The sequence below is a fragment of the Acidihalobacter aeolianus genome (assembly GCF_001753165.1).
Taxonomy (GTDB): Bacteria; Pseudomonadota; Gammaproteobacteria; order DSM-5130; family Acidihalobacteraceae; genus Acidihalobacter; species Acidihalobacter aeolianus.
Map to the genome: position 1 here is coordinate 1,197,607 of NZ_CP017448.1, position 22,952 is coordinate 1,220,558.

The 22,952-nt window shown below is 62.6% G+C and carries 25 protein-coding genes and 1 pseudogene; 17 read left to right on the top strand and 9 right to left on the bottom strand.

The genetic code is table 11. The features are described 5' to 3' along the window. The first annotated feature begins 29 nt into the window (after positions 1–29). Complete coding sequence (locus BJI67_RS05535; protein WP_070072191.1) at positions 30–347, top strand: antibiotic biosynthesis monooxygenase family protein; 318 nt, start codon at positions 30–32, stop codon at positions 345–347. Here the strand turns inward: BJI67_RS05535 and BJI67_RS05540 are convergent. Continuing rightward, on the bottom strand, positions 344–1,594 hold the full coding sequence (locus tag BJI67_RS05540; RefSeq protein ID WP_070072192.1) for a bifunctional alpha/beta hydrolase/OsmC family protein: 1,251 nt from the start codon (positions 1,592–1,594) through the stop codon (positions 344–346). The two genes, BJI67_RS05535 and BJI67_RS05540, sit on opposite strands and share 4 nt — an antisense overlap. Beyond that, positions 1,591–2,355: a M90 family metallopeptidase gene (locus tag BJI67_RS05545; protein ID WP_070072193.1), complete on the bottom strand. Its 765-nt coding sequence runs from the start codon at positions 2,353–2,355 to the stop codon at positions 1,591–1,593. The genes BJI67_RS05540 and BJI67_RS05545 overlap by 4 nt, the downstream gene beginning before the upstream one ends. Before the next feature lie 139 nt (positions 2,356–2,494). Between BJI67_RS05545 and BJI67_RS05550 the strand changes: the two genes are divergently transcribed. From BJI67_RS05550 to BJI67_RS05560, 3 genes are read left to right on the top strand one after another with little or no spacing between them, the layout of a single operon-like run. Then, positions 2,495–2,959, top strand: a complete 465-nt coding sequence (locus tag BJI67_RS05550; protein WP_070073979.1) for an NfeD family protein — start codon at positions 2,495–2,497, stop codon at positions 2,957–2,959. A gap of 33 nt (positions 2,960–2,992) precedes the next feature. Next, positions 2,993–3,940 carry an SPFH domain-containing protein gene (locus BJI67_RS05555; RefSeq protein ID WP_070072194.1) on the top strand — a complete coding sequence of 316 codons (948 nt, stop codon included), beginning with the start codon at positions 2,993–2,995 and terminating at the stop codon, positions 3,938–3,940. Then, positions 3,937–4,158, top strand: coding sequence for a SlyX family protein (locus tag BJI67_RS05560; protein WP_070072195.1), 222 nt, complete (start codon positions 3,937–3,939; stop codon positions 4,156–4,158). Before BJI67_RS05555 ends, BJI67_RS05560 begins: the two co-directional genes overlap by 4 nt. A 61-nt stretch (positions 4,159–4,219) precedes the next feature. Here the strand turns inward: BJI67_RS05560 and BJI67_RS05565 are convergent, their stop codons facing one another. The 5 genes from BJI67_RS05565 to BJI67_RS05585 all read right to left on the bottom strand — a co-directional run bounded on the left by BJI67_RS05565 (position 4,220) and on the right by BJI67_RS05585 (position 8,174). Further along, positions 4,220–4,753 (bottom strand): NADPH-dependent FMN reductase, encoded by a 534-nt coding sequence (locus BJI67_RS05565; RefSeq protein WP_070072196.1) that lies wholly within the window; start codon positions 4,751–4,753, stop codon positions 4,220–4,222. 24 nt (positions 4,754–4,777) lie between these two features. Then, positions 4,778–4,984, bottom strand: coding sequence for a YdcH family protein (locus BJI67_RS05570; protein WP_070072197.1), 207 nt, complete (start codon positions 4,982–4,984; stop codon positions 4,778–4,780). A gap of 48 nt (positions 4,985–5,032) precedes the next feature. After that, positions 5,033–5,863 (bottom strand): glutamate racemase, encoded by an 831-nt coding sequence (murI, locus tag BJI67_RS05575; protein WP_197513323.1) that lies wholly within the window; start codon positions 5,861–5,863, stop codon positions 5,033–5,035. 5 nt (positions 5,864–5,868) lie between these two features. Beyond that, positions 5,869–7,875, bottom strand: a complete 2,007-nt coding sequence (locus tag BJI67_RS05580; RefSeq protein ID WP_070072198.1) for a UvrD-helicase domain-containing protein — start codon at positions 7,873–7,875, stop codon at positions 5,869–5,871. 92 nt (positions 7,876–7,967) lie between these two features. Further along, positions 7,968–8,174: a hypothetical protein gene (locus BJI67_RS05585; RefSeq protein WP_156782037.1), complete on the bottom strand. Its 207-nt coding sequence runs from the start codon at positions 8,172–8,174 to the stop codon at positions 7,968–7,970. 189 nt (positions 8,175–8,363) lie between these two features. On the opposite strand from BJI67_RS05585, the gene BJI67_RS05590 reads away from it, so the two are divergent. Next, entirely contained in the window at positions 8,364–8,858 is a 495-nt protein-coding gene (locus BJI67_RS05590; protein WP_070072200.1) for a DsrE family protein, read from the top strand. Positions 8,859–8,866: 8 nt separating this feature from the next. On the opposite strand, the gene BJI67_RS05595 is transcribed toward BJI67_RS05590, so the two are convergent. Together BJI67_RS05595 and BJI67_RS05600 are read right to left on the bottom strand one after the other, a co-directional pair. After that, positions 8,867–10,876: a transglycosylase SLT domain-containing protein gene (locus BJI67_RS05595; protein WP_070072201.1), complete on the bottom strand. Its 2,010-nt coding sequence runs from the start codon at positions 10,874–10,876 to the stop codon at positions 8,867–8,869. 63 nt (positions 10,877–10,939) lie between these two features. Continuing rightward, complete coding sequence (locus BJI67_RS05600) at positions 10,940–11,800, bottom strand: methyltransferase domain-containing protein (RefSeq protein ID WP_070072202.1); 861 nt, start codon at positions 11,798–11,800, stop codon at positions 10,940–10,942. Between the two features lie 227 nt (positions 11,801–12,027). Here BJI67_RS05600 and flgB point away from each other — a divergent pair, with 227 nt between their 5' ends. The 12 genes and pseudogenes from flgB to BJI67_RS18240 all read left to right on the top strand — a co-directional run. Next, on the top strand, positions 12,028–12,429 hold the full coding sequence (gene flgB / locus BJI67_RS05605; RefSeq protein ID WP_070072203.1) for a flagellar basal body rod protein FlgB: 402 nt from the start codon (positions 12,028–12,030) through the stop codon (positions 12,427–12,429). Positions 12,430–12,431: 2 nt separating this feature from the next. Next, a complete protein-coding gene (flgC, locus tag BJI67_RS05610) occupies positions 12,432–12,848 on the top strand; it encodes a flagellar basal body rod protein FlgC (protein WP_070072204.1) in 417 nt (138 codons plus the stop codon). Between the two features lie 28 nt (positions 12,849–12,876). Beyond that, complete coding sequence (locus BJI67_RS05615) at positions 12,877–13,596, top strand: flagellar hook assembly protein FlgD (RefSeq protein ID WP_070072205.1); 720 nt, start codon at positions 12,877–12,879, stop codon at positions 13,594–13,596. 33 nt (positions 13,597–13,629) lie between these two features. After that, on the top strand, positions 13,630–14,898 hold the full coding sequence (gene flgE, locus BJI67_RS05620) for a flagellar hook protein FlgE (protein ID WP_070072206.1): 1,269 nt from the start codon (positions 13,630–13,632) through the stop codon (positions 14,896–14,898). Between the two features lie 26 nt (positions 14,899–14,924). Next, positions 14,925–15,665, top strand: a complete 741-nt coding sequence (gene flgF / locus BJI67_RS05625) for a flagellar basal-body rod protein FlgF (RefSeq protein ID WP_070072207.1) — start codon at positions 14,925–14,927, stop codon at positions 15,663–15,665. Positions 15,666–15,682: 17 nt separating this feature from the next. Further along, complete coding sequence (flgG, locus tag BJI67_RS05630; protein ID WP_070072208.1) at positions 15,683–16,468, top strand: flagellar basal-body rod protein FlgG; 786 nt, start codon at positions 15,683–15,685, stop codon at positions 16,466–16,468. 14 nt (positions 16,469–16,482) lie between these two features. Next, on the top strand, positions 16,483–17,187 hold the full coding sequence (flgH, locus tag BJI67_RS05635; RefSeq protein WP_070072209.1) for a flagellar basal body L-ring protein FlgH: 705 nt from the start codon (positions 16,483–16,485) through the stop codon (positions 17,185–17,187). A 14-nt stretch (positions 17,188–17,201) separates the two neighbouring features. Beyond that, on the top strand, positions 17,202–18,335 hold the full coding sequence (locus tag BJI67_RS05640) for a flagellar basal body P-ring protein FlgI (RefSeq protein ID WP_407922807.1): 1,134 nt from the start codon (positions 17,202–17,204) through the stop codon (positions 18,333–18,335). A 32-nt stretch (positions 18,336–18,367) separates the two neighbouring features. Then, positions 18,368–19,273: a flagellar assembly peptidoglycan hydrolase FlgJ gene (gene flgJ, locus BJI67_RS05645; protein WP_197513324.1), complete on the top strand. Its 906-nt coding sequence runs from the start codon at positions 18,368–18,370 to the stop codon at positions 19,271–19,273. A 61-nt stretch (positions 19,274–19,334) separates the two neighbouring features. Next, complete coding sequence (flgK, locus tag BJI67_RS05650; RefSeq protein ID WP_197513325.1) at positions 19,335–21,230, top strand: flagellar hook-associated protein FlgK; 1,896 nt, start codon at positions 19,335–19,337, stop codon at positions 21,228–21,230. A 20-nt stretch (positions 21,231–21,250) separates the two neighbouring features. Further along, positions 21,251–22,462 carry a flagellar hook-associated protein FlgL gene (gene flgL / locus BJI67_RS05655; protein WP_083250662.1) on the top strand — a complete coding sequence of 404 codons (1,212 nt, stop codon included), beginning with the start codon at positions 21,251–21,253 and terminating at the stop codon, positions 22,460–22,462. A gap of 92 nt (positions 22,463–22,554) precedes the next feature. Continuing rightward, positions 22,555–22,938, top strand: a pseudogene (locus BJI67_RS18240) (methyltransferase domain-containing protein); the annotation flags it as partial. Positions 22,939–22,952 lie beyond the last annotated feature (14 nt).

Sequence of the window (22,952 nt, forward strand, 5' to 3'; positions counted from 1 at the left end):
CCATACCCCACAATCCAGGAGACGATCCGATGATGTATGTAGTGGCCAACCGTGTGCCCGTGGCCCCCGAATGGGCAGCCGAGTTCGAGGCGCGTTTTCGCCGTCGCAGCGGTCAGGTCGAGCATCAGCCCGGCTTCGTCAGCATGGAAGTGATGCGTCCGAAGTCGCCGGACGCGCCGTGGATCGTGCTCACCCGCTGGGAAAGCGAGGAAGCCTTCCGCAACTGGGTCGGCAGCGACGACTTCAAGGAAGCGCACCGCAATCCGCTGCCTAAGGAGGCCTTCAACGGCGAGGGTCGCCTCGAACAGCATGAGGTGCTGATCTCGGCGTACCGAGAGGCGCCCTAGCCCTCTTCGTTCTCGTCCCCTCCGCCACCGGCCGTCAGGTCGGTGCGGATGCGGATCGGTGCGTTGCTCAGGCTACGGTGCACCGGGCAGCGGTTGGCGATTTCCAGCAAACGGGCGCGCTGGGCCGCATCGAGCGGGCCTTCAACCTCGATGCGGCGTGCAATGGCCAGCACCTGACCGCCTTGTTCGGCCTCGACCCCGTGCTCCAGACGCACGGTGACTGCGGTCAGCGGCCAGCCCTTGCGCTGGGCGTAGCCCTCCAGCGTCATCGCGGTGCATGCGCCGAGTGCGCTCAGTAGCAGCGGGTAGGGCGCAGGACCCAGGTTGTCGCCCTCGAGGGCGATCGGTTCGTCGGCGATCCAGTGATGGTCGCGGGTATAGATATCCTGGGCGAAGCGCCGGCCGGCCCGGCTGCGTACCATGACTTCCGAATCGCCGACGACCGGTCGGCGATGGGCGCGTGCACCGCTTCTGGCCTCCACGTAGCGCGATGCCCAACCTGCGATCAGGGTCGCGACGTAATCCACGTCGGCCTGGCGCCTTAACAGATGATCCGCACCGTCCAGGCTGACGAAGCCGCGTGGCTCGTCTGCGGCCTCGAACAGGGTCAGGCCGTGGGCGTAGGGCACGGTCTCGTCGCCCGGGGCATGCATCACCAGCAAGGGCAGATGCAGGGCGCCGACGTCCGTGGTGAACGGCGGCTGCGCCTCGAGGTCGGCCAGGAACGCGGGCGAGAAGGCGAATCGTCGACCGCCAATGGTCAGCGACAAACCGGACTCGTCGCCTTGTTCCGCGGCAGCGCGCAGCAGGCCGACCAGATGATCGAGTCCGCTGGGTGCGGCCAGCGTTGCGACCGCCCGAACCGTGGACAGCCGGGGTGCCGCGCTCAGGACCGCGCCGCCTCCGATGCTGTGACCGACGAGGATCTGCGGCGGGAGGCCGCGTCCCTCCAACCAGGCGGCGGCATGCAGCAAGTCGTCGACCTGCGCGCTGAAGCTGCCGGCGGCGAAGTCGCCCTCGCTGTCGCCGAGGCCGGCCAGATCGAAGCGCAGCATGGCGAATCCGGCCGCGGCCAGGGCGTTGCCCAGGCGCTGGGCCACGGGAATATCCTTGCCGCAAGTGAAGCAGGCGGCGAACAGCACGCAGGCGCGCGGTTGCGTGTCGGCGGGCTGGTGGAGTACGCCGCTCAGGCGTTCGCCGCGAGCATTGCTGAAATGGACGGGCTCACGGCTCGTGCGTGGAATCATCGTGCATGTCCTGTGGTGCGGATTCTGGTTTCGGGGGACTGCCGGTAAAAGGCGCTCAGCAGGCGGTGAATGCCGGGCCAGCAGGCGTGCAGGGCCTGCGGGCGTTCGAAGAAGAGTTCGCTGCACACGGCGAAGAATTCGGCCGGGTTTTCCGCGGCATACGGGTCCAGTGCGGCACAGCGTCGGTGCGGGTGCGCGCAGAAGGCGGCATAGCCTGCTGCGAATTCCCGGGTCCAGGTCTGCGCGTCCATGTCGCGGTGCAGCGGCGGGCGCCCGTTGGCGGCGCCGTTCTGCAGGTCCAGCCAGTGGGCGCATTCGTGTATCACCACATGGTGTCCGTCGAGCGGTCCGGCCGCCTCGACGTCGTGCCAGGAAAGCAGCATCAGACCTTCGTCCCAGGCCTCGCCGGCGAGTTCCATGCGGCCGCGGTGGGCGATGCCGTATTCGTCCGTCCAGTTGCGTTCCGGCGCAAAGGCATCAGGGTACACGATCACTTCATCCAGGCCGCGGTACCATCCAAGGTCTAGACCAAGTACGGGCAGACAGGCGAGCAGGGCGATCCGCAGGCGCTGTGTGTCGTCGAGTTCGAGGCCGCCGACGGCCTGCAGGCTGCGGGTGTGCAGAAACTCATGGGCCAGTTCCCACAGGCGTTTCTGCTCGCTCTCGTCCAGACCCGCGAGCACTCCCTGACCGACGCTGGCCTGGGCCCAGCGAGCCGGATCGAAATCGGGGGGCGGTGAGTGCCGGGTCAAAGGCCACATGAGGGGATTCTCGCATGGACGCAGTTCGGGAAGGATAGGGCACTGCTGCAGCAGGCACACGCTGACTGGTTTAAGCTCCGACAGGATATAGGATAATCAGGCGACTCGCCGCTTGGCGGCGATGATGGGGGATGCGGCCATGAACGGATTGGGTACCTTGCTCGTGCTGGCGGGAGCGGCGCTGTGTGCGGCGGAAATCGCCAGCGGCACCTTCTATCTGCTCGCCTTCGGGCTGGCGCTGTTGCTGGCTGGCGGCGCCGAGTTGGCGTGGAACCTCGGTGCGACGGTCGACTTGGGTCTTGCCACGCTGCTCGCCACCCTGTTCCTGTTGGCTGCCCACCGCTTGCGTCGGCGCCTGAGCAATGCGGCCGCGGAGCGTACCACGCAGGACGACAGCGGCCACGAGGTGGTGGTTCTGTGCGTCCAGCCCGAATTGCGGGTGCGCTACCGCGGAACCGAATGGGCCGCCGTGCTGCCGGGCGCCGCTCCGCCGGCCGTCGGCGAACGTCTGCTCATCCAGCGCAGGGAGGGCAACCGCCTGCTTCTCGCCCGCAATGAGGGGAATGTCGTGAATCCTGCCGATCCAGCGTCGCCGCATTCCTGATCCGCTTCGCCTACTTTTGAGGAGCTACATGCGATGAACCCGTTGCTCGTCGTTCTGATCGCGCTGGCCGTGATCGTCGTTTTCGTCATCGTCCGCGGCATCCGCATCGTGCCGCAGCAGCGCGGCTGGGTGGTGGAGCGCCTGGGCCGCTTCAACCGGGTCCTCGAGCCGGGGCTGAACGTGATCATCCCCATTGTCGACGCCGTACCCTACCGCTTCGACCTGCGCGAGACCCCGGTCGACATCCCCAAGCAGATCTGCATCACGCTGGACAACACGCAGGTCAGCGTCGACGGCGTGTTGTATTTCCAGATCACCGATGCGCGCGCCGCGGCCTACGGTACCTCGGACCCGGTGGCCGCCGTGGTGCAGCTCGCGCAAACCACCATGCGCTCGGCGGTTGGCCGCTTGCACCTCGATCAGGTGCTGTCCTCGCGTCAGGAACTCAACACCGAGGTGGTGACCGCGCTCGACGAGGCGGCAATCAACTGGGGCGTCAAGGTGCTGCGCTACGAGATTCGCGACATCTCGCCGCCGGAGGAGGTGCTACGCGCGATGGAGCTGCAGATTACCGCCGAGCGCGAGAAGCGCGCCATGATCGCCCGCTCCGAGGGCGAGAAACAGCAGCAGATCAACATCTCCGAGGGCGAGCGTCAGCAGCAGATCAATCTGGCCGAGGGCGAGCGCCAGGCACGCATCCTCGAGGCTCAGGGGCAGGGTAAGGCGATCCAGCTGGTGGCCGAGGCCACCGCGAACGCAATCGGCGCGATTGCCGCCTCGCTGCAGACGCCCGGCGGCGAGCAGGCGATGCGCATGCAGGTGGCCAAGGATTACATCGTGCAGTGGGGCAATCTGGCCAAGGAGGGTACCGCGGTGGTGATTCCCGCGGATACCGGCGACCTGTCGCGCATGGTGGCGACCGCGATGCGCATTGCCGATCTGCCGGCCGCCGCCCCGGGTTCGGCCGAGGGACCGCGATGAGCGCCCCGGAATCGGCGGAGCGGAGGCTGATCGAGCTGGAGGAGCGCATGGCGCATCTCGAGGCCGGGATGGATGCGCTGACCGATACCTTGCTGCTGCGCGAGCGCGAACTGCGCGATGCCTGGCGAGTGATCGAGCATCTCAAGGGGCAGCTGGCGGATCTGCGCGAAACGGCGGTGCTGGCGCCAGAACAGGAGCCGCCCCCGCCGCATTACTAGAGCCAGTTACACCAGCGCATCGTGTGAACAGGCCCTAGCAACCGGTGCGTCGGTTGCGCCCCTAAACGTCGCCGTCGTGGCCGGCGGCGCGCCCCAGCGTGTGCAACATGTCGATCAACGCGGGCGCCCATTCGGGATGTTCCAGGATGTCCGATTCGTCGAGTCCGGAACCCAGCAGCGGAACGGTCATGCAGGCGCCGTCGACGAGGCGGGCGGACATGGTGACGAGCGTTTCGCGCAGAGCGGCCAGTGCGTGTACGGCGCGCGGCGACGCGTTCAGCAGCGCCACCGGCTTGTCGACGAAACTTTCGTTGCCCACCATCCAGTCGAGGCCGTTCTTGATCGCGCCGGTCACGCCGTGGGCGTATTCGGGACTGGCGATGAGCAAGGCGTCCGCACGCAGAATCCGCTGCTTCAAATCGGCCACCGGCGCGCAAGCGTCGGCATCGAGATCGGGATTGAACAACGGCAGTTCGCCCAGGCCGCGGTAAAGCGCGACCTCGATGCCGGCGGGCGCGAGGCGGGCGACTGCGCGCAGCAGCAGGGTGTTCAGCGAGGCCTGCCGCAGGCTCCCTGAGATCGCGAGGATGTTCATCGCCGCCGGATTCCGAAGCCTGACTCAGGCATCCAGGTCGGGTATCAGCCGGCTTTCCAAGCGGGCAATGCTGTCCTTGAGCTGCAGCTTGCGGCGCTTGAGGCGGGTCAGCTGGAGTTGGTCGGCACCGGGGGAAAAGGCCATCGCCGCGATCGCGGCGTCTAGGTCGCGATGTTCGATCTTCATGGCCGTGATACGGGCCTGCAGGTCGGCGATGTTTTCGTAATCCATAAGGTCATCCGGGCGCGATGCGCCAACATAACACGAAGCCTGGATTTCTCACAGATCGACGAGTTCCACCTGGGTCGGGGCCTGCTCGGGATCGAGGAAGGCGGCGGCCACGCGTGCGAAACGCTCGGGCGCGTCGGTGGTCAGGTAGCGGCTGCCGCCAGCCCGTGAAGCGGCGTTGGCGAGATCCTCGCGAGTGAGGATTGCGGCGACCGTCTCGGCGGTGGTCGAGGCCGAGTCGACCAGGGCGGTCTGCGGGCCGACTAGGGTTTTCAGGGTCGCGGTGAAGACCGGGAAATGCGTACAGCCGAGCACCAGCACGTCCGGTGCGGCCGTTTCGAGCAGGGGTTCCAGGTAATGCCGGGCGACGGCCTCGACCACCGGGCCGTCGTGCCAGCCCTCCTCGGCGAGCGAGACGAACAGCGGACAGGCGGCGGAGCTGACCGCGGCGTCGGGGCGCAGGGCGGCGATGGCGCGCGCATAGGCGCCGCCGCGCACGGTGCTTTCGGTGGCGATCACGGCGATGCGTCCGCTGCGCGTGGCGGCGCAGGCGGCCGCGGCGCCGGGCTCGAGAACGCCGATCACCGGCAGTGCGGGGAAGCGTTCGCGCAGGGCGTCGAGGGCCAGGGCGGAGGCGGTGTTGCAGGCCACCACGAGGAGCTTGATGCCGCGCCCGACGAGTACCTCGGCGGCCTGACAGGCGTAGCGCGCGACCGTCTGTGGGCTCTTGGTGCCATAGGGCAGGCGCGCCATGTCGCCGAGGTAGAGCAGATCCTCCTTTGGCAGACGCTGGCGCAGCGCGCGCAGCACGGTAAGTCCGCCAACACCTGAATCGAATACGCCGATGGGCAGCGGGCGACGATTCTCCGGCAGTTCGCGCACGGTGTTCAGTCCAGCAGGGCCTTGAGATTGGCGATGTGTGCGCGGCCGAGTTCGCGCGATTCCTCGGCGCTCGGCGGTTCGCGCCGCCACTCCAGGTGTTCGGCCGGGAGCTCCTCCAGGAATCGGCTGGGCTCGCAGTCGTATTCCTCGCCATAGCGCTTGCGCTTTTCCGCGTAGGTCAGCGTCAGGCTGCGTCGCGCCCGGGTGATGCCGACGTAGGCGAGTCGCCGTTCCTCCTCGAGATCGCCGGATTCGATGCTGGTGCGATGCGGCAGCAGTTCCTCTTCCATGCCGACCAGGAAGACGTGCGGAAACTCCAGCCCCTTGGCGGCATGCAGGGTCATCAGGTTGACCGCGTTCTGATCCGCGTCCTCGCCGTTGCGTTCCAGGATGTCCATCAGCGACATGTGCGACACGATATCCGGCAGACGGCGCTCGGGTTCGTCCTGGGCAAGGCGCTGCATCCACTCGATCAGCTCGTGCACGTAGTCGAGCCGGCGCGTGGCGGCCTTGGGATCGCCGTGAATTTCCTCCAGCCAGGCGGCGTAATCGATTTCCTCGAGCAGACGGCGGGCGAGGGCGACCGGGTCGGCATCCTCGGCCTCGCGCGCGCGCTCGCCGACCCAGTCGGTGAAGCGCCGCAGGGCGGCGACGGCGCGGCCGGGAAGCTGTTGCTCCAACCCCATCTCGCCGGACGCGGCCAGCAGGCCGACGCCGCGTCCGCCGGCGTATTCGCCGAGGGCTTCCAGGGTGGACGGGCCGATGCCGCGGCGCGGGGTGTTGACCACGCGCAGGAAGGCCGCATCGTCGTCCGGGTTCACCAGCAGGCGCAGATAGGCCATGAAGTCCTTGACCTCCTGGCGCTCGAAGAAGCCGGTACCGCCGGACAGACGATAGGGGATGTTGTGCTCGCGCAGCCAGCGTTCGAACGGCCGGGCCTGATGGTTGCCGCGATAGAGAATGGCGAAATCGCGGTATTCGCAGCGTTCCTGGAAGTGACGCCGGATGATCTCCGAAACCACGCGCGCGGCCTCGTCCTCGGCGCTGCTGGCCGGCACCACGCGCAGCATCTCGCCGGCGCCGAGAGCGCTCCACAGACGCTTTTCGAACACGTGGGGGTTGCGCGCGATGAGGTGGTTGGCGGCGGCCAGGATGCGGCCGGTGGAGCGGTAGTTCTGTTCCAGCTTGACCACCTGCAGACGCGGGAAGTCGCTCTGCAGGCGGGTGAGGTTTTCCGGCCGCGCGCCGCGCCAGGCGTAAATCGACTGGTCGTCGTCGCCGACCACGGTCAGCCCGCCGTCGACGCCCACCAGCAGGCGCATCAGGGCGTATTGCGAGGCATTGGTGTCCTGGTATTCGTCGACCAGCAGATGGCGTACCCGGTTCTGCCAGCGTTCGCGCGCCTCGGCGTGGTCCTCCAGCAGGCGCACGGGGAGCAGGATGAGGTCGTCGAAGTCAACCGCGTTGTAGGCGGCCAGCGAGCGCTGATAGCGCTGATAGATCTTCGCCGCGCGCGCGTCGAATTCGTCCGCGGCCTGGGCCACCGCCTCTTCCGGGGATGTCAGATCGTTCTTCCAGCGCGAGATGCGGTGGCGGATCGGATCCTCGTCGCCGGTACCGTCCTTGTGCGTCAGTTCGCGGATCAGCGCATGGGCGTCCTGGGCGTCGAAGATGGTGAACCCGGCCTTGAGGCCGGCGAGCGCCAGCTCGCGCCGCAGGAAATTCAGCCCGAGGGTATGGAATGTGGAAATCGTCAGGCCGCGCGCCTCTTCGCGGGAGAGCAGCGCTCCGGCTCGCGCCTTCATCTCGCGCGCCGCCTTGTTGGTGAAGGTGACCGCTACGATGCCGCGGGATGGCGTGCCGCGATGGCGTACCAGATGGGCGATTTTGGCGGTAATCACGCGGGTCTTGCCGCTGCCGGCGCCGGCGAGCACCAGCAACGGGCGGTCCGCTTCCTTGACTGCTTCGCGCTGTGCGGGATTGAGTCCGTCTAGATCGTTCTGGGCGGCCATGTCAGAGAGAGCGTGGACTGCTTTTCCGGGGAGGCAGGAGGGAGCGCATCGTATCATTCGGGCGGCATTCGCGACAGGCGCCCACGCGGGACTCAGTCCCCGCCTGGCGTCGCGCGATGCAGACGTTCCAGCGTTTCGGCGGCGCGCAGGAGCAGGTCGACGGTCTCGTCCGGGGTGCCGCGCGACAAGCCCCCGGCGTGCTCACGTAGTTGACGGATCAGTGCCGTCGTCGGTGCTGTTTCGGGTCGATGTCGTTCGATGGCCGCCAGCCGGCGGCAGCTGCCGTCACATACGCGCATGGGGGTGGTTTCCTGCGGGGTTGTCATGCAAATGACGTCTGGGCGATGGAATAGTTCGCAAAGTTTGGGTGTCTCATGCAGTGTCGGGCGCGTCACTGGCAGGTCGATTGGTGATCGCCCGTTCACCTGACTATAAGCTGGCTGCCAGCCGGCACAATTGCTACAGAAATACACCTAAAGGAGTTGCTCATGTCCCGCATAGTCCGTTTGGTCGTTCCAGCACTGGCGTTGCTGGCTTGCGCGGCCTATCAGCCTGCACAGGCCGAGAATTGGTCGCTGTACAAACATTACAACTACAACAAGCTCGAATTCGTTCATTCACATCCTTTCGCCAAGGAGCATACGGTGATCCAGGTGAGTCAGGCGGATCCGAAGCGCTGGACGCTGGTACTGAACAACGCCTCCAACTTGCTCAATTACTTTGGGCCTTCCAATGTCCAGATCGTGATCGTAGCTTACGGCCCTGGTCTGAAGATGTTGTTCAAGAACAGCAAGGTGGCCGATCGTATTCAGAGTCTGAATTCAGAAGGTGTGGAGTTCGATGCGTGTCACAACACCATGCTCGGCTTCAAGAAGAAGCTAGGACATTTGCCCAAGCTGGTGGATTCCGCGGCGGTAGTGCCTGGGGGCATCGTGCGCATCATGCAGCTGGAAGCGCACGGCTTCCGTTACATCAAGCCCTGAGGCGAGTTTCAGTGTGGAGTCCCCGGGGCCGCATTAGGGCTTCGGGGAAGAATCGTATCCGCCAGACGGGGTGTGTCCTCGGTGGTTACATAACGCGGTGTGGCTGTGGCAACGGCTGTGTGCGGGCTGAGGCGTTTTTCGTAAACCACCCGGTTGAACAGCACCGATTCGACATACTGACGCGTCTCGCCGTAGGGCAGTGTGGCCACCCAGCGCGCGGAGCCAGGTTTTGCGGCGGCTGCAGCGGGCGAAGAGAGCCAGCGCGTTACCGTCGAAGGACCAGCGTTGTAGGCGGCGAGGGCAAGAGCCGCGTCGTTGCCGAACTGCTTGAGCAAGTAGGCGAGGTAGCTCGCGCCGGCACGGATGTTGACGGCGGGTTGTGAGAGCGCTTGGCTGTCACAGGCTTGTCCACCGAAACCGGCCTGACGACCGATCCAGCATGCTGTTTCGGGCAGAAGCTGCAGCAGCCCGCAGGCGCCCTTGTCCGAGCAGACCGAGGCTTGGAACGCGCTCTCCTGACGCATGACAGCGAGTATCAGTCCGGGGCCGAGTCCATTACTGCTGGCAGCCGCATGTATGTAGTGCATATGTTCGAAGGGGAACATCAGACGCGAGGCATTGCGAAGGCCGGCGCGTGCGGCTGCGGCATAGGCCCCATAGGCCCAGCCGTCACGGTAGGCGAGTTCAGCTGCGGCAAGTCGCTCACTGCGATGGAGTGGACGCAGCGCCGCGAGCCAAGCAGCCTTGGCGTCGCTGTGTTGCGCGGCGGCCTCGAGGGCCAAGGCAACGCGGATCAGGTAGCGCCGGGAAACCTGCCGCTGCAGGGTTGGATCGCTAGTCGGCAAAGGGTTCCCGGTAGCGTATGGGCGCTGTAGGAATTCAGCCGCGAGGAAGCCGTAATAGCTAAATTTGCGTGACAATGGGGCCGCCACTTTCTCTGCTTCAAGAGGTTGGCCGAGCGCATCCAGCGCGCGTGCCTCCCAGTATTGCCAGGTACCAAGTGCACGCTCCCAGCGGGGCATCGCACGGATCGCCTTGAGGGTGCCAAGCCAGTTGCCGTTACGCAGGGCGACGCGGACACGCCAGATGCGCACATCGTCATTGACTGCTTTAGGAGGAAGAGAAGCGAGCCAGGCGCCAGCCTGGGGTAGGTTGTCCCAGGCGGCATTCAGCGCGATGGCCCGGGTTACGCGTTCGCGCATGTAGTCCGGCAGGGCGATTTGTGTAGAGGAAAATTGCACCCAGATTCGTCGCGCCTGGACCGGATCACGTCGTGCCAGATTGAGAAAGGCCGCCTGTAGGACACGATCGCGCTCTTCGGAGGTGCCCAGGGCCACGCTGTTGCCGCCGGTTAGTGTGGTGGGTGAGTTGTAGGCTTGCAGCCAGTGGTCGGCCAGGTTGCGTGTGGCGCCTTGCAGGTTGCGAGCGAGATAGCGTGCAAGGCCGGGATTGTGCGCTTCGAGTGCGAGCAATATCCGCTCTTGCACGAGTGCGGGCGTCATCACCCCATGTGCATTCAGCAGGGAGAAGACCGGGTCGCAGCTCTGCGGTTGCGAATAACCTGCCAGCCACAGGCGCCGGGCCAGCGAGAGTGCGGCATTGACTTGCCCGGTCGCCGCAAGCGCTTGTGCTCGGGCACAGTCTATCCGTGAGCCGCCCTGTCCGGTGTCTTCGGCCAGGAAAGTCGCCCAGTCCTTGCGACGAGCCAGTTCAAGCAGCCACTCTCTGCGTAGCGAATCGCTGATCGGTAACCGTGTATTGTCGTGCAGGAAGGTATCGATCTCAGGGCGAGTGGCCTGTCTGATTTCGTGTTTGAGATAGGCGTAGCGTAGATAGGGATAAAGAATGTTGTCGTGCAAGGGGCTAGCAAGCGCGGTGAAGCGCTCGAGATGGCCGGTGGACAACGCCGCAAGCGCGGCCTTGAAGGCCGCCGTCGTGTCGGTTTGCGCGGCCGCAAGAGCGGTGCCGCTGATGATGAGCCCGATTACGACCAACGCCTTTTGCAGGACGGTGCGCATGCTATCGTCTCCCTCGACAGTGCACTCATTGTGCGGTGTAAGCGGTCGTCTTGCAAAGAAAATTTACTTGCCGGCAGGTACTCGCCCCACGGCAATGAAGTCGGCATCGAGTTCGAATCGATCCTCTGCGAAATCGTGACGCAGGGCTTCGATACCAGCGTCGAAGGCCTCGGCGGTGATCAGGCCGGCCTCGATCAGTGCATCGCGTTCGCTCAGCATGCGCGCCGTCTGATGTTCCTCCATCTGTCCGTTGCGACCATGCTGCAGACCCAGGCGTACACGCGGCATGATGATCACTTGGATTGATTCCAAGCCGGCATCGCGCATCATCCGATAAAGATGCCTGCCGATGAAGCGGTTGCCACCGGCACGTGCCTGTTGGTTGCGGATGGCCTCGCGTAGACCGGCAAGTGCCGAGGATTCCGGCGGTTCGCCGAGGGCGATGCCGTCATCCACGTCGACGATGAGAATGCGTCCCCCGGGTTGGGTTACACGACGCATTTCATGCAGTGCCAGGGATGGTTGCGGCAGATGCTGGAAGACGTAGCGCGCCACTGTCATCGACTGGCTCGCGTCGGGCAGGGGCAGCTTGTCGGCCTCGCCCTCCAGGCAGGTCACTGCGATATTTAGGTCTCGGGCGATGTCAGCAAGCAGGGCGAGCGCCACGGCGTCGTTGTCAACCGCCGTGATGCGTGAACCAGGTTGGGCGTGCCACGCGAGATCAAGGGTCAACGCCCCGGTACCGGCGCCCACGTCGAGAATGTCGCCGCCCATTTCACCCAGACTGCTCAGGGCTACCAGACGCTGAAAATGGGTGTATAGGCTCTGGCGCAGCAGCCAGGCATGAGGGCCGCTTTGTGTGACACGCGGGAGAGTGGCGTCGGCCACGCGCTGAATCCATTGATCGGCGGCTTCTAGGGGCATGCGTGCGCTCGTGGAGGCTGAGTGGACGCACATGCTAACGCCGCAAGGTCTCGGATAAAAAGGCTTTATCGACCAGCCGGCAAGCGCGGGGAAGGTTTGCCGCGTGGCGGCGAATGCTTGCCGCCTGGCATCGCATACAGCACATGCAAACCGCATCGTGGCTGGCTTTGCGCGATTGGCATCTGAATTGCTATCGGCCCTGTAGAGAAAAACTTTAGGGTGATGCAATGCCGTTTTCCATCGACCAGGCACTGGGTGTTTTCCCGCAGGCGCTGCAGCTTGAGTCGCAGCGTGCGGAGCTGCTGGCATCCAACATCGCCAATGCGGACACGCCCGGATACAAGGCGCGCGACATCGATTTCAAGACGGCTCTGGCCGCGGCCGACGGACAGGGTGGCAATCTGCCGCTGACTCGGACCAACCCGATGCACATGGAACCGGCCGGTAGCGGTTCTGGACAGGCGCCGGTGATGTATCAGGTTCCACTGCAGCCCTCGCTGGACGGGAATACGGTCAATCTGCAGTACAACCAGGCGGCTTTCGGCGAAAACGCCATTCGCTACCAGGCCACGTTGGCCTTTCTGAGTGGGCGACTGCAAGGGCTCAGCAACGCGATCATGGGTACCTGAAGATGAGTCTCTACAGCATTTTCAATATTGCGGGTTCAGGGCTTGCGGCGCAGAGCGTACGGCTCAACACGATCGCCAGCAATCTCGCCAACGCTGACGACGTGGCCTCCAGTGAGAAGGCGGCGTACCGCGCCAGGCAGCCGGTGTTCGCGAGCATGCTGATGCAAAGCCAGGGAGGCGATTCTGCCGTCGGGGTACGCGTGACCGACATACAGGAAAGCCGTGCTCCGATCCGTCGCGAATATGCGCCGGGCAATCCCCTCGCGGATAAGCAAGGCTACGTGTACACGACCAACGTCAACACCATCGAGCAGATGGCGAACATGATCTCGGCGTCGCGCAGTTACCAGAACAATGTGAACGTCCTGACCACAACCCAGCAGCTGTTGCTCAATACCGTGCAGCAACTCGGTAAATAACAGCGTAAGCGACCTTTGAGGTGCAGCGATGACTACCGGAACCGTTACCAATTCAAGTCTCAATCCCAGCATTCTTGCCCAGCTCGGGTTAACCGGTAGCACCGCTTCTCCCGGTACCGCGACCAGCGGTTCGAGTTCTTCCAATGGTCAACTCGGCCAGCAGGCTTTTCTGAACCTCATGGTGGCCGAATTGCAGAATCAGGACCCTACACAGCCGATGAGCGCACAGAACATGCTTGCCCAGCTCGCGCAGTTCAGCACGGTGTCCGGTATCCAGAACATGGCGACCTCGTTCGCCACCCTGTCCCAGTCAATGTCGACCAATCAGGCGCTGCAGGCCGCGAGTCTGGTGGGCCGGACGGTGCTTGCGCCCTCGTCGCAGGCGGTGCTGCCCGCCTCCGGTTCGATGCAAGGGTCGGTCGACGTCACCACGCCGGCGCAGCAGGTAACGGTGGGGATCTACGACCCGTCTGGCCAGCTCGTGAAACAGATCGACCTCGGAAATCAGGTCCAGGGTTCGGCGAATTTCACTTGGGACGGCTCGAACATGCAGGGTACGCCGATGCCAGCAGGGACTTATTCGGTAAAGGCAACCGGCGTGGTCAACGGACAGAACCAGGCCCTGAGCATCCTGACCCCGGGGCAGGTATCGAGCGTCACTCTGTCACAGAACGGCGGGCCGATCACGCTTGGGCTCGCCGGCGGGTTGGGTAATGTCGATCTTTCCCAGGTTCAGCAGATCAGCTAACGGGGCAGGCCGCCCGGTTCAAGGAGACACACCATGGCATTCGGAACGGCATTGACGGGATTGAACGCGGCTTCCCAAGCGCTGAACGTGACGGCGAACAATATTGCCAATGCAGGCACCACTGGGTTCAAGTCGTCGCGGGCCGAGTTCGGCGACATTTATGCCACGGCTTACAACGGTCTCAGCAACAAGGCGATCGGCTCTGGCGTGCAATTACAAGCGGTGACCCAGGAGTTCAGCCAGGGTACGCTGCAGAATACCGGTAATACCCTGGATACCGCGATCAATGGCCAGGGCTTTTTTGTTTTCAGCAACAACGGAACCCAGGTCTACAGCCGCGCTGGATCCATGCAGGTCAATCAGCAGGGTTACGTGGTCAATTCTCAAGGGCAGCAGTTGCAGGTCTATGCTCCGATCAATCCGCAGGCGACCAATCCAACCTTCAATCAGGGCAGTCTGACCAGTCTGCAACTCTCTACCAGCGCAGGACCTCCGCAGGCAACCTCTAATGTATCTGCTTCCATCAACCTGAGTGCGGCGGCTTCCGATCTCGGTGCCGGCACGATCAACCCTGCCAACACCTCGACCTATACCTACTCGACACCTGCGACGGTCTATGACTCGCTGGGTGCGCCGCATACCGCGATCATGTATTTCCGCAAGGACACCACCACACCATCGACCAGCACCACACCCGGCAACACGACCTGGCAGGTGCTGACCCAGATTGATGGCACCACGGTAAACGTGGGTGGCAATCCGCAGACCACACTGACCTTCGACGCCAACGGCAATCTGTCTTCGCCGGCGGGTGGTCAGATCACTTATGACCCGTATACCCCTTCCAATGGCGCAGCGGCGATGAATGTAACGCTGAACCTGACTGGGTCGACGATGTTCGGCAATAGCAGCAACGTCAACAGTCTGACTCAGAACGGCTACACATCCGGTCAGCTGGCCGGTCTGAATATCAGCAACACTGGGGTGATTTCGGCTCGCTATACCAATGGTCAGTCGCAGGCGCTGGGGCAGATGGCGCTCGCCAACTTCACCAACCCGCAGGGCCTGCAGTCGCTGGGCAACACAAGCTGGGGGCAGTCCTTTGCCTCAGGCACGCCGATCCTCGGTGCGCCTGGCACCGGAAGTCTGGGGCAGATCCAGTCGGGATCGCTGGAAAACTCCAATGTGAACGAGGGGCAACAGCTGGTCGATCTTATAACCGAGCAGCGCAACTACCAGGCTAATGCCAAGGTCATCACCACGGCCAACACGGTGACCCAGACCATCATTAACATGACCTGATCGGATAACGGGAACGGGATAGCGACATGGATCGAATGCTCTACATCGCGATGTCCGGCGCCAAGGAAATCATGTTGGCGCAGGCGAACACGACGAACAATCTGGCGAATGCCAATACGGTCGGGTTCAAGCGCGATCTGGAGGCCTTCAAGGCGATCCCGATCGAAGGTCCTGGTTATGCCAGTCGGGTCTACACCCAGGACGAGGGTACGGGTACGGATTTCACCCAGGGGCCGCTGATTACTACAGGGCGTTCGCTGGACGTTGCGATCAACGGTCCTGGTTGGATAGCGGTACAGGGGCCCAACGGCCAGGAGGCTTACACGCGCGCCGGCGAGCTCAAGGTCAACAGCAATGGCCTGCTCACCACGAATCAAGGATACCCCGTGATCGGCAATTCCGGACCGATTGCGGTGCCACCTAACCAAAAGATAGAGATCGGTGCCGACGGCACGATCACCGTGCTGCCTTCGGGGCAACAACCCAGTGCGCTCGCTGTTGTGGATCGTATCAAGCTGGTCAATCCGCCGGACAGCCAACTTGCCAAGGGACTTGACGGACTCATGCATACCCGTAACGGCCAGCCATTGCAGGCCAGTGCCAATGTTTCGTTGGTATCCGGTGCGCTTGAGGGGAGCAACGTCAACACCGTCAACGCAATGGTGAAGATGATCTCCCTGGCGCGGCAGTACGAGATGCAAGTGAAGATGATGAAAACCGCTGAAACCAACGATCAAGCCAGCGCACAGCTGATTCGCCTGGCCTGACGCACAGAGATAAACGCATGAATCCAGCCTTGTGGATCGCAAAAACCGGACTCGACGCGCAGCAGACGCGGATGGACGTGATCGCCAATAACCTGGCTAACGTCAGCACCACCGGTTTCAAGAAAGGGCGCGCCTCCTTCGAGGACCTGCTGTACCAGAACGTCCGCCAGCCTGGCGCGCAGTCCACCCAGAATACGCAGATCCCCTCGGGGCTGATGCTTGGTACCGGTGTAAAGGTGAACTCGACCGAGAAAATCTTCACCCAGGGCAACATCATCCAGACAGGCAACAATTTGGATCTGGCGATACAGGGGCAGGGTTTCTTTCAGATCACCATGCCCGACGGTTCGATTGCCTACACACGCGATGGTGAATTCCAGCTCAACAGCAACGGCCAGGTGGTCACGGCGAATGGCTATCCCCTGCAGCCGGCGATCACCGTGCCGGCCAACACGCAGTCGATCACCATTGGCACCGACGGCACCGTGACCGTCACGGTGGCCGGTAGCACTACGCCGACGCAGATCGGCACGGTACAACTCGCGAACTTCATCAATCCGGCTGGCTTGCAGCCAATTGGCCAGAACCTTTATCAACAGACGGCGGCGAGCGGTACAGCACAAACCGGCACACCCGGGCTCAACGGTCTGGGCACCTTGCAGCAGGGGGCGCTGGAAAGTTCGAACGTGAATACCGTCGAGTCGCTGGTGAACATGATCGAGTGTCAGCGCGCCTACGAGATCAACTCGAAGGCGATCGCCACCACCGATCAGATGTTGCAGTACGTCAACCAGACCTTGTAGGACGGGATGCGAGCATGAACAAGCGAGCGATGAGTACTGGCATACGAGCGGCAGCGCTGGCGGCCGGACTCGCGTTGCTTGGTGGCTGCGCCACGTTCAACCCGGGTCCGACGCGGGGCAACAATCCGGATTTCACTCCGGTGATGCCGGTCGCGCCCAAGCCGACCGCTCAGAACAATGGGGCAATCTACCAGAGCGCCGACAGCGTCCAGCTATTCTCGGATCAGCGAGCGCGTCACATCGGCGACATCCTGACGGTGGTTCTCGACGAAAACACCAACGCGAACAAATCCGCAGACACCTCCACGTCGCGCGATACCAGCGTCGACGTCTCGGCACCCACGATTCTCGGCGCCGGCGTTACCTACAACGGCAATCCAGTTCTCAGTACGAGTCTCGCCGGCAAGAATGCCTTCGCCGGGAAGGGCAGCAGTTCACAGAGCAACCAATTGAGTGGGACCATCTCGGTCACGGTAGCGAATGTGTTGTCCAATGGTAACCTCGTGGTGCAGGGCGAGAAGTGGATCGCGCTCAACCAGGGGCGCGAGTACGTGCGTTTCCGCGGGATTGTGCGTCCGGCCGACATCACTCCGCAGGACACGGTGCTGTCCACCCAGGTAGCCAATTCCGAGATCGAATACGGCGGTCGCGGCGTGTTGAACGAGGCTAACCGTGAGGGCTGGCTGGCGAAATTCTTCAACACATGGTGGCCGCTATGATGCGGAGATCGACCTTGTTCCGCTGCTTGCACCGCGCGCGTCGGTTCCTTGCTGTCGGTGCCGCCGCGCTTGCATTGTGGACCACCGCAGCAGGCATCGCCCAGGCCGAACTGGTGCGAAATTTGGCCACTGTCGCCGGCGTGCGCAGCAACCAGCTAGTAGGTTACGGGCTGGTTGTCGGCTTGGACGGCACGGGCGACCAGACCAGCCAGACACCGTTCACCATACAAAGCATCGAGAACATGCTCACGCGTTTCGGCATCACCCTGCCGAGCAACGTCAACCCGCAGCTCAACAATGTTGCGGCGGTGCTGGTGACCGCGGAGCTGCCGCCATTTGCCCGTCCCGGGCAGACGATAGACGTCACCGTTTCCTCGATCGGCAACGCCAAAAGCCTACGCGGCGGTACTCTGGTGATGACGCCGTTGCATGGCGCGAACGGTCAGGTTTACGCGATGGCACAGGGCAATCTCGTGGTCGGCGGTTATGGCGCCCAGGGTGCGAGCGGCTCAAGCGTGCAGGTGAACATTCTCAGCGTCGGCATGGTGCCCAACGGCGCCACCGTGGAGCGGGGTGTGCAGACCGCCTTCGATCAGGGTAACAGTATCACCCTGGATCTGAACAACCCGAGCTACACCACGGCCACGCGACTTGCGAATGCGATCAATAAAATCATGGGGCCGGGCACCGCAGAGGCGCTGGATGCTGCCGCTGTGCGCGTCAACGCACCGGCGAACCGCGGTCAGCGGGTCGCGTTTGTTTCATACCTGCAGAATCTCAATATTCACCCGGAAGCGCCTCCCGCGCGTGTCGTGGTGAATGCGCGTACCGGCACGGTGATCATCGGCAGCAGCGTGCGCGTGCTGCCCGCCGCAGTCGCCCACGGCAACCTTACTGTGACGATCTCTGAAAACCCGCAGGTCAGCCAGCCGAACGCGCTATCCCGAGGGCAGACCGCGGTCACACCGAATTCGTCCGTCAAGGCCAAGCAGGCAAAGGCGCATGCCTTCGTCTTCAAGCCAGGGGTATCGCTTAACTCGATCGTCAAGGCAATCAATCGCGTCGGCGCGACGCCGGACGACCTGATAGCGATCCTTGAGGCGCTCAAACGCGCCGGGGCCCTGCGCGCCCAGCTGGTGGTGATCTGATGACCTCACCGTTGACTACAGACGTGGGATCGATGGCCTCGACTTACACGGATTTCCAGGGATTGGGGCAACTCAAGGCGGCGGCGCGGGCCAATAATCCCCAGGCCAAGGCGGCCGCGATCAAGCAGTTCGAGTCGGTGTTCATCGAAATGATGCTCAAGGCGATGCGCGACGCGACGCCGAAAAACCCTTTGTTCGACAACAGCCAGACGAGCCTGTACCAGAACCTGTACGACCATCAGCTCGCCATCAATCTGGCCGGGCACGGAGATCTGGGGTTGGGCAAGCTCATCGGCCAGTCCCTGGGCGGGCAGGGCGTTGCACAGGGCGCTATCCCTCCAGACAGTTCCAGATCTGCGCCTGCTGCGACTTCCGCTCCACCGCCATCGGTGGCGGCAACCGGTGAGGCGGCGTTGCCAGTGACCTGGCCACCGGCGACACCGGCAGATTTCGTGCGCGCGGTGATGCCGTATGCGAAACAGGCCGCGGCGAAGATCGGTGTCGCGCCGCAGGTGCTGGTGGCGCAGGCGGCGCTGGAATCGGGTTGGGGCAAGCGGATTCCGCAACTGCCTGACGGGCGTAGCAGTTTCAACCTCTTCGGCATCAAGGCCGGCAGCGACTGGCAGGGCGCCTCCGTGGCTGTGCCAACGGTGGAGTTTAATGGCGGTGTGCTGCAGCAGGAGAAGGCTGCGTTCCGGGCCTACTCTTCACTGGCTGCGAGCTTCGCAGATTACGCGAAGCTCATTACCTCGCAACCGCGTTACCAGTCGGCCGTCGCCCAGGCCTCGGAGCCGTCGGCGTACTTGGCGCAACTACAAAGCGCCGGTTATGCCACTGACCCTGCCTATGCCGAGAAAATACAGAGCATTCTGGGCGGACAACACCTGCTCGCCATAGGCGCAGGGATCAAGAATCCCGCAAACGGGCCGCTAACCTGAATCGATTGAGGCGCATCAGGTGCCTCGGGAGTACGGCATGGCGTCAACCAACATTCTCGGCGTGGCCACCTCGGGTCTGCTCGCGTTTCAGCAGGCACTGCAGACGACCAGCCAGAACATCAGCAACGTCAATACCCCAGGTTATAGTCGGCAGACTACCAATCTGGGGTCATCCAATCCGCAGCTTGCGGGCAATTACTATCTGGGCACCGGCGTTCAAGTCAATGGTGTGCAGCGAATCGTGAGCAATGTGGTCAATGACCAGCTCAACAGTGCGACCTCTGCCAATGCCCGATACCAAACCTACAGTCAGTACGCGACCCAGGTCGATAATCTGTTAGGCAGCTCCACTGCCGGCTTGCAGCCCGCCGTGCAAAGCTTTTTCAATGCGGTGCAGGGCGTAGCCAATTCGCCCTCGTCGATACCGGCTCGTCAGACCCTGCTGTCGCAAGGCGGGCAACTGGTCTCGACCTTCAACAGCATGTATGGGCAAATCAATCAGGTCAGCACGCAGATCAATGGCCAGCTCACCAGCGAGGTCAGTACCGTAAATCAATTGGCCGGCCAGATCGCGGCGCTTAACCAGCAGATCGTGAACGGCACGACCGGTAACCCGGTTGGCCAACCCAACGACCTGCTGGACCAACGTGATGCGCTGCTGACGCAGCTGTCCAAGATCGTCAATGTCAGCACCGTGGCGCAAAGCGATGGTTCCATCAATGTGATGATCGGTACCGGTCAGGCGCTGGTAGTCGGTACCGCTACGACTCAGCTGGCAACGGCGCCGACGAGCGGCGATCCGAATCAGCTAAACCTCGTGTTCAAGACGGCCAATGGCAACATTCCGGTTGCCAATGTCAATCCGGGTGGCACACTCGGGGGCTTGCTCGACGCACGCAATAATGTAGTGGTGCCGGCCGAGAATGCCCTGGGGCGTCTGGCGATAGGTATCGGTCAGACATTCAATGCGCAGCAAAAGCTCGGCATAGACCTGACCGGGAATCTGGGCCAGAACTTCTTCAATGTACCTACGCCAACCGTCTATGCCGGGGCGAATAACGCGACAACCAGCGGTGTGCCCTCGGTGACCGTGAGCAACGTGAACCAGCTTACTACCAACGATTACCAGCTCAGCTACAACGGCACCAGTTGGACGCTGCAGATCGTCGGCACCAGTCAGACGGTGGCCATGAGCGGCGCTGGTACCGCCGCGAGCCCGTTTACCGCCGGCGGATTGAGCATCGTGGCGCCGACCAATGCCACTGCCGGTGATACCTACACCATCGAGCCGACACGCTACGCGGCCCGCGACATCTCGGTGGCGGCGACCGACCCACGCCAGATTGCCGCTGCGGCCCCGGTAGTCAGCGCGGCCAATCAGACGAATATCGGCACAGCCACGATCAGTGCGCCGACGGTTACTGCGGCCACCATTTCCAATCCGAATCTGCTCGACCCGGTGACGATTACCATCAATAATCCGCCTACGACATACACCGTCACGGATACGAAGACGGGGACGTCGACCACCCCACAACCCTACAATGCCACTGGCACAACCGTGAGTTTCAACGGTTGGCAGGTGACTCTGGGTGGCAATGCCAGTGCCGGTGACACCTTCACGGTCACGCCTTCCGGCCCGGGTGACAACGGTAATGCGCTAGCACTGGCCCAGATCCAGCAGAACAAGATTTTCAGCGGCGGTACAGCGAGTATCGGCGATGCCTACAACCAGCTAGTCGCCAGCGTAGGCAACAATACACAGGCGGCGTCGTCCAATGCCTCTAACCAGCAGGCCCTGCTCAATCAGGTGACCTCTCTACAGCAGTCGATTTCGGGGGTGAACCTGGATCAGGAGGCGGCGAATCTGGTGCAATACCAGCAGGATTATCAGGCCTCTGCCAAGGTTATCTCGACAGCCAATACTCTGTTCCAGGCGCTGCTTAATGCGGTCTAGCGAGATTTGAGGTAATTGCCATGAGCATACGCATCGCGACATCACAGATCAGCCAGGCGGCCATTAACACGATGCTGAGCCAGGAAACCCAGCTCACACATACGGAACTGCAACTATCGACCGGTCGTAAGATTCTTACACCATCAGATAACCCTGCAGGAGCGGCGCAGGCCCTGAATCTGCAGAGCGCAATCGATACGAATACGCAATTTCAATCGAACGGCAATGCAGCCACTGCCAGTCTGAATCTCGAGCAAAGCACCCTGCAAGGTGTAGGGAACGTGCTACAAAGCGTACGCACCCTGGCACTTCAGGCGAACAATGGCACACAGACGGATGCCAGCCGCGCGAGCATAGCCCAACAAATGAGTCAGGATGTCCAGCAGTTACTCGCGATGGGCAATACACAGAATGCCAATGGCTCGTATATTTTCAGCGGCTCGCAGACCTCGACCAAGCCCTTCACTCAGAACCCGAATGGCAGTTTCAGCTACCTCGGGGATTCGGCCCAACGCTATCTGCAGATTGACACTAGCCGTCAGGTTGCCGTGAACGACCCGGGCTCCAACGTGTTTATGCAGATACCCAATGGCAATGGCAGTTTTACAGCGACTCCTGCAACGAGCAATACCGGAAGTGGGATCATCGATCCGGGTAGCGTGACTTCGAATACAGGATACAGTGGGGATACCTATCAGATCCAGTTCACCAGCGCTTCGCAGTTCAATGTGGTCGATACCACGACGGGGACGACGGTGCTGAGCAATCAGGCTTATCAGAGCGGTTCCACTATCAGCTTCGCAGGAATTCAGACTGCTATTACTGGAACACCGGCCACCGGGGACCAGTTCACCATCGCGCCCAGTCAGCCACAAAGCGTGTTTCAAACAATTCAAAACATGGTCAATATTTTGAACACACCCACCAGCGGGAGCGTCCTTGCCCAGACCCAATTGCATAACGGTATGAACCAGGCGCTCAGTTCGCTTGATCAGGCAATGACCAATTTGCTTAACAAACAGGCAAGTGTGGGATCACGCCTGAATGCGATTACCTCGCAACAGCAGCTGCAATCTAACGCGAAGCTCCAACTACAGACCGCTCAATCGCAGATTCAGGACCTCAACTACGCCAGTGCCATCAGTACCTACAATCAACAACTGGCAGGCTTGCAGGCGTCGCAGAAGACCTATCTTCAGGTGCAGGGGCTGTCGCTGTTTAAGTACATTTAGTCTGTCGCGTTTGATCGGCGGAGCGCCGTGCCGTTCGGCCAGCCGGCGTTGCCGGCGCTCGCCAGGTCCGCATCCAGGGAAATTCAGAACCAATGACAAGGGCAAACGAGGATCGGCTGCAGGCCTTCTACAGCGCCTTCGAGGAGCGTTTCAGGGGGAGCTTCGACAGTATCCGGCAGCGTCTTGAATATTATCTGCCGGTTGCGAAGGAAATCCATCAGGCGCTGCAGGCGCCCGCGCTGGATCTGGGCGCGGGACGTGGCGAGTGGGTGGCCCTGCTGCAGGATGCGGGCATCCCGATAACCGGTGTCGACAGCAATCGGGTGGCGGTCGAGCGTGCGCGCGACGCAGGTCTGCCCGTCGAGGAAGGCGACCTGATGGATCGTCTTCGCGACATCCGACCGGCTTCGCTGGCGCTCATCAGCGCCTTCCACGTTATCGAGCATCTGCCCTGGGAGGCGCAGCTGGATTTCTTCCGCCTGGCCGCGCG

Excerpts from the sequence above, each read along its gene's own strand:
- BJI67_RS05535 (WP_070072191.1), top strand. The coding sequence starts at position 30 with ATGATGTATGTAGTGGCCAACCGTGTGCCCGTGGCCCCCGAATGGGCA.
- BJI67_RS05540 (WP_070072192.1), bottom strand. The coding sequence starts at position 1,594 with ATGATTCCACGCACGAGCCGTGAGCCCGTCCATTTCAGCAATGCTCGC.
- BJI67_RS05545 (WP_070072193.1), bottom strand. The coding sequence starts at position 2,355 with ATGTGGCCTTTGACCCGGCACTCACCGCCCCCCGATTTCGATCCGGCT.
- BJI67_RS05550 (WP_070073979.1), top strand. The coding sequence starts at position 2,495 with ATGAACGGATTGGGTACCTTGCTCGTGCTGGCGGGAGCGGCGCTGTGT.
- BJI67_RS05555 (WP_070072194.1), top strand. The coding sequence starts at position 2,993 with ATGAACCCGTTGCTCGTCGTTCTGATCGCGCTGGCCGTGATCGTCGTT.
- BJI67_RS05560 (WP_070072195.1), top strand. The coding sequence starts at position 3,937 with ATGAGCGCCCCGGAATCGGCGGAGCGGAGGCTGATCGAGCTGGAGGAG.
- BJI67_RS05565 (WP_070072196.1), bottom strand. The coding sequence starts at position 4,753 with ATGAACATCCTCGCGATCTCAGGGAGCCTGCGGCAGGCCTCGCTGAAC.
- BJI67_RS05570 (WP_070072197.1), bottom strand. The coding sequence starts at position 4,984 with ATGGATTACGAAAACATCGCCGACCTGCAGGCCCGTATCACGGCCATG.
- BJI67_RS05580 (WP_070072198.1), bottom strand. The coding sequence starts at position 7,875 with ATGGCCGCCCAGAACGATCTAGACGGACTCAATCCCGCACAGCGCGAA.
- BJI67_RS05585 (WP_156782037.1), bottom strand. The coding sequence starts at position 8,174 with ATGCGCGTATGTGACGGCAGCTGCCGCCGGCTGGCGGCCATCGAACGA.
- BJI67_RS05590 (WP_070072200.1), top strand. The coding sequence starts at position 8,364 with ATGTCCCGCATAGTCCGTTTGGTCGTTCCAGCACTGGCGTTGCTGGCT.
- BJI67_RS05595 (WP_070072201.1), bottom strand. The coding sequence starts at position 10,876 with ATGCGCACCGTCCTGCAAAAGGCGTTGGTCGTAATCGGGCTCATCATC.
- BJI67_RS05600 (WP_070072202.1), bottom strand. The coding sequence starts at position 11,800 with ATGCCCCTAGAAGCCGCCGATCAATGGATTCAGCGCGTGGCCGACGCC.
- flgB (WP_070072203.1), top strand. The coding sequence starts at position 12,028 with ATGCCGTTTTCCATCGACCAGGCACTGGGTGTTTTCCCGCAGGCGCTG.
- flgC (WP_070072204.1), top strand. The coding sequence starts at position 12,432 with ATGAGTCTCTACAGCATTTTCAATATTGCGGGTTCAGGGCTTGCGGCG.
- BJI67_RS05615 (WP_070072205.1), top strand. The coding sequence starts at position 12,877 with ATGACTACCGGAACCGTTACCAATTCAAGTCTCAATCCCAGCATTCTT.
- flgE (WP_070072206.1), top strand. The coding sequence starts at position 13,630 with ATGGCATTCGGAACGGCATTGACGGGATTGAACGCGGCTTCCCAAGCG.
- flgF (WP_070072207.1), top strand. The coding sequence starts at position 14,925 with ATGGATCGAATGCTCTACATCGCGATGTCCGGCGCCAAGGAAATCATG.
- flgG (WP_070072208.1), top strand. The coding sequence starts at position 15,683 with ATGAATCCAGCCTTGTGGATCGCAAAAACCGGACTCGACGCGCAGCAG.
- flgH (WP_070072209.1), top strand. The coding sequence starts at position 16,483 with ATGAACAAGCGAGCGATGAGTACTGGCATACGAGCGGCAGCGCTGGCG.
- flgJ (WP_197513324.1), top strand. The coding sequence starts at position 18,368 with ATGGCCTCGACTTACACGGATTTCCAGGGATTGGGGCAACTCAAGGCG.
- flgL (WP_083250662.1), top strand. The coding sequence starts at position 21,251 with ATGAGCATACGCATCGCGACATCACAGATCAGCCAGGCGGCCATTAAC.